The organism is Pseudoruegeria sp. SK021 (assembly GCF_002119405.1).
Classification (GTDB): Bacteria; Pseudomonadota; Alphaproteobacteria; order Rhodobacterales; family Rhodobacteraceae; genus Meridianimarinicoccus.
Window position 1 is genome coordinate 1 of sequence record NZ_MTBG01000075.1, and the last position, 4,770, is coordinate 4,770.

Consider the following 4,770-nt stretch of genomic DNA (forward strand, 5'->3'; position numbering starts at 1 on the left):
GGGTCATAAAGGGTGCCATGGATGGCCCTGCCTTCGCCGCCTATGTGCGCGAAGTCCTGATGCCAGAAATTGAGCCCGGAACAGTCGTCATACTGGACAACTTGGCGACCCACAAAAACAAGGAGGCATCAGATGCACTGCGGGCGCATGGATGCTGGTTCCTTTTCCTGCCGCCATACTCGCCTGACCTTAATCCCATCGAACAGGCATTCTCCAAGCTGAAAGCCCATCTTCGCCGGATCGGGGCTAGGACATTCATCGACGTGTTCGACGCCATCGGAAAAATCTGCGATCTATACGACCCTCAAGAATGCTGGAACTACTTCAAGGCCGCCGGATATGTTTCAGGTTAAAACAGAAACGCTTTAGAAAACGAGCCCGTCCTGTTCAGAAAAACGGCACCATTTCTGTTTGCGCGATCCCTGCTTCAAGTGGAAAAAACCACTGAATGCGTCTGAACCGCGGCGGGAACTGACAAGCCAATGCCGCCCTATACCTCGTCGTCATCACCCGAATGCAAAATCACATGAAGCCACACATAGCGATGTGCTCAAACGCACCGCTCAAGGCAAAAGCAAGCGCGAGATCACTCGGTGCATAAAGCGCTATATCGTTCGCGAAATCTATCGCGAACTTTGTGTTCCCAAAGGGGCAATACCCACGTCTTGACAAACATAAGAGCATCAAACACCGTCAACAGACTCGCCACGGCGGCTGGCGCTCACTTGGGCCATAGCGCCAAGAAACAGCAGCCGACGCAAATATCGGTTGCCCATTTTAGAGAAGCGCCCTGCCTGAGTGCCTGACGAAATGGTGGGCAGGATTATCAGCATGAATCCTTTATGCAGGCCGAAGTGTTTACACTTTTCCCCCAATAATAGCGTTAAGGTTTGGCTTCCTCCAGATCCGCGGCACGCCGTGAACATCTTTGCCATCTATCAGCGCCGGTTGCCATTCTGCAACAAAACCAGAGGCGGCCAAAACACGATCCATATCCACCATGTTAACATTATGAAAACCAATGTGATCGCGGATATAGAGCGCGCCATCAGTGCGCAGAATACGATGAAACTGGCGAAGCGCGAACCTTAGCATACCACGGGACAATTCCCGCAGGACCTGTACCGCACAAACCATATCGACACTCCCGTCCGGCACCAGATCAAGCCGCCAACTGGGCAAATGGTTCACAACCTTCGGATCCTCATGGATGACAAACGGCTGCTGCGTCATATCCATGTGATCATTCAAGGTCAGCCCCAAGGCCTGATAGTAAAGGCGTTGAGTCAAGTAGGTCGCCGGGAAAGCATCAACAGCAATGAAGGTTGTCAATTGTGGTGCCGTTTGAAGCCACAGATTGGCTTGTCGGCCATGTCCTGCCCCGAAATCCAAGAATGTCCGAACCCGTTGACGCCAAGGCACTTGATAAGGCGTCTGAAAGCGAAAATCCTGAGCGTTGTAGACGCTGACAGCATCAATACCATGCAACTCTGGATCAAGACCAAGTCGATCCATCACAGCCAAGTCAGCCGCCCTGGCAAGGGCAACCAGCCGCTCGAACGGCGGACCATTCAGGAAGTTCGGATAGGGAATCCGATCGATCCAGTTGTAAAGCCGGGTTAGATGTTCGGGCCCAAGAAACCCGTGAAAGTTCATATCGCCCAGCGCACCTTCAGCTAGACGCTTTTCAAGATGTTGCCAGCTGCGATCCCAATCGAGCCCGGTGGCATCGATCCAAGAAGCGTCCTTACGGAACATCTCTACGAAGGCATCCTGTTCATATTGTGAAGTAGCATTGAGAGTATCCGAGAGCATCTAAGCACCCCTGTTCTTAGGACGGATAGCAGCAATAGCGATGGCCAAGGGCCGTTCATCAGGAACATTGTTGGGAAATCCGATACAGATCAATCCGCTATCGTACTTTATCTGTTACGCTCGTGGTCAAAAAACGCCTGTGGCGATAGCTTGCCCGAAAATTGGTTGCAGCTGAGCGAGCTTGGCATGTACTATTCTAACCTAACCTATAGAATGGCGTGCGAAAATGCAAAAGCTGATCCTCCATATCGGAACACAGAAAACCGGCACCAGTGCCATTCAGGAGGTCTGTTCTGAGAACCGGGATTTGTTGCTCAAGCAAGGGATCAACTATAGTCTGTTCGGGCGCGGGCCGATTGACACACCTGCACACCACGCCCATCATATCCTGTCGCACAAATGGGCCCCGGGATGGTTGAGCGGTCGGATTGAGGCTGAAACCACCGATCAGGTGTGGAACAAGTTTATAGCCTCACTGGAAAAGCACTCCACGTGTCATACGACAGTGATCAGCTCCGAACATTTTTACAAGGCTGGCGTCATGATGCCCCAGGCCATTCAAACCCTGAGTGATGAGCTTGACGGCAAAGCCGACACAACGGTTGTTGTTTATTTCCGGCGTCCCGACACCTTCAGCCTAAGCAACTGGGCTCATGGCATCAAGACGCAGAAGAACTTCGCGATGTCATTTGAAGACTACTGCAAGTCGGATGGGTTGAACGCGCTTCTCAGTTACCAGAAGAACCTAGAGGTCTGGCGGAAAGCGTTTGGGGCAGAAAATGTAGTCCCTAAAATATTCAATAAACGCTATTTCAAAGACGGCGATATTGTGAGAGATTTCCTGTCTATCGCCGGTGGGCATGTGACCTCAGAATTTAGAGATGTTGGCAGTGTGAATGTATCGCTATCTCCATTCACACTTAATGCGCTGTCTTGTCTAGACCGTTCAAACATACAAAACCTTGGAAAATTCATAGACACTATTGACAGTTTTGTGCGTGACAATTTCACAAAAGACGATCAGAAATTGTCAGATCCTCTTACTCAAGAGATCGCATCCGACATTTTGAAACAGCATGGCCCTGCATACATGGACTTGGCTCGTGAAATACTGGGCGAGGCTGAGGTTTTGGAAAGTCTGGATCCCACGTTGAGAAATGGGACTTTCGAGCCGGTACCGGAAAAATGGAAAGCGTTGCTTGTTGATGTTTGGCAGGCTGGCAATCAGGCTGGACGATCACCTAACGTCCAGTAAATCTGGATTGCAGTGATCGCGATACTGGAAGTATGGTTTTCGCTGTAGAATAACAAGTATATTAAGGAAGTAGCATGCAATCCTATGATGAAACTTTGCAATTAATTCGTCAGACCGGACGGCGCAGAAAATACCCGCCGCAAAATGATAAACGATATGAACATTCATCGGGAATGATTTACCCAGAGATTACTCCGAAATTCACTTTGGACCGGGGAATGAAAATATTCACCATCGGATCCTGTTTCGCGCGAAACATCGAAGAAAAACTCGTCGGATTTGACTTGCCGACAACACGTTATCGGGTGCCACCAGAAGAATTTCCCCATCGGCCAAATGGCGTCCTAAACGAGTACACAGCCGGGACTATCCATGACCGTATTGTGTCTGTACTGGATCCCTCCCTTGATCATTCATTTTCAATTATTCCTGCAAAAGACGGATATATCGACCTGAATCTTCCTGCGGCAATTGTGCCGACAACCTATGCTAGAGCATTGGAACGGCAGGAAGAGATAAAAGACCTCTATCTCGAGATGAAAACCAGTGATGCTGTCATCATAACCCTTGGACTGACTGAGTGCTGGCTTGATACAAAGGCCAACCGATACTTCAAGCACATGCCCCCAGCCTCCAAGGACTTGGACTCAAGCAGATACAGTTTTGTAAATCTGGAATATGCGGAGGCTTATAGCCTTCTGGATTCTGCGATGAGGGCAATCATTGACGGCATCGGAATAAAAAAGATCATCCTGACAGTATCGCCGGTTCCATTGGCTTCCAGCTTTTCAGGGTACGATGCTGTCGTGGCAAACGGCTACTCTAAAGCGTTACTGCGCGTTTGTGCACAAATGCTTTATCAGAAATACGATGAGGTTGACTACTTTCCGAGCTATGAAATGGTTGTCTCATGTTCGAGTGCCTATGCCGTGGACAACGTTCACGTAAAAGACAATGTTGTCGGATTGGTTACGGACTATATGACTGCTAATTATGTGACCGACTCTGACTGAGTATTGTTCGTCAGGGTGCTGCGCCTAATATAATCAACCCGCGCCATTTGAGAACCAATATTCTAACTGGACTTACTAATGGTGCAACGAGTTTGACTTTGCAGGCTTCAGCCTGATCCAGGCCAAACTCGTTGTCGAGATATGCCCGAAAGTTGGTGACGGCAAGGTCAGGCGGCGTTGAAGTTGTATGATCCCGTCTTTGAATTCAATCCCTTGCACGATTTCCGGCAGACGGTTTGCACCATCGCGTTTTCGCCGTTTCCCTTGGAGTGACGTCGTCAAGCGTGGTGATGCCTTCGAGTTTGCGGTCCGCGATCTTGGCGTCATGGCGATGTGTGAATCCAGGAGGAAAACTGTAAGCGCTGTGTGGTCAGCACCTGGGTTTCAGCTTGACTGCTGGAAGTTCCAAGGTAGCAGATCATCGATGCGGTTTTCCGGATGTCCCGCTGCGATGGCTTCGAGCGTGGATTTCAGGTAGGCGAAAGGCTCCACACCGTTGATCTTGGCTGTCTCGATCAGCGAGGCGATGCGGCCCCAAGCGCGTCCGCCTTCGTCGTGTCCCCCCTGTGTCAGCGTAGTTGTCCGCCGCTCTATTTTTCCTCTACATTTTCGGCGGGCCAGATAGGACGATGACGTGGGATATTCACCCGAACGAAAGGCGGCCGTTCTGAAGCGGATGCTGCCACC

6 protein-coding genes are annotated in these 4,770 nt (G+C 50.3%); 3 read left to right on the plus strand and 3 right to left on the minus strand.

Features of this window, described 5'->3' with window-relative positions:
• A partial coding sequence (locus tag BV911_RS18360) for a transposase (RefSeq protein WP_139840155.1) occupies positions 1-353 on the plus strand: 353 nt, incomplete at its 5' end.
• 330 nt (positions 354-683) lie between these two features.
• Here BV911_RS18360 and BV911_RS20455 read toward each other — a convergent pair.
• Complete coding sequence (locus tag BV911_RS20455; protein ID WP_086055003.1) at positions 684-935, minus strand: transposase; 252 nt, start codon at positions 933-935, stop codon at positions 684-686.
• Positions 859-1,815, minus strand: coding sequence for a class I SAM-dependent methyltransferase (locus BV911_RS18375; RefSeq protein WP_086055004.1), 957 nt, complete (start codon positions 1,813-1,815; stop codon positions 859-861). The genes BV911_RS20455 and BV911_RS18375 overlap by 77 nt, the downstream gene beginning before the upstream one ends.
• A gap of 226 nt (positions 1,816-2,041) precedes the next feature.
• Between BV911_RS18375 and BV911_RS18380 the strand changes: the two genes are divergently transcribed.
• Positions 2,042-3,070, plus strand: a complete 1,029-nt coding sequence (locus BV911_RS18380) for a hypothetical protein (RefSeq protein WP_086055005.1) — start codon at positions 2,042-2,044, stop codon at positions 3,068-3,070.
• Positions 3,071-3,144: 74 nt separating this feature from the next.
• Positions 3,145-4,083 (plus strand): GSCFA domain-containing protein, encoded by a 939-nt coding sequence (locus BV911_RS18385; RefSeq protein WP_086055006.1) that lies wholly within the window; start codon positions 3,145-3,147, stop codon positions 4,081-4,083.
• A gap of 384 nt (positions 4,084-4,467) precedes the next feature.
• On the opposite strand, the gene BV911_RS20150 is transcribed toward BV911_RS18385, so the two are convergent.
• Positions 4,468-4,770: transposase domain-containing protein (locus BV911_RS20150; RefSeq protein WP_240512365.1), on the minus strand; the 303-nt coding region annotated here is incomplete at its 5' end.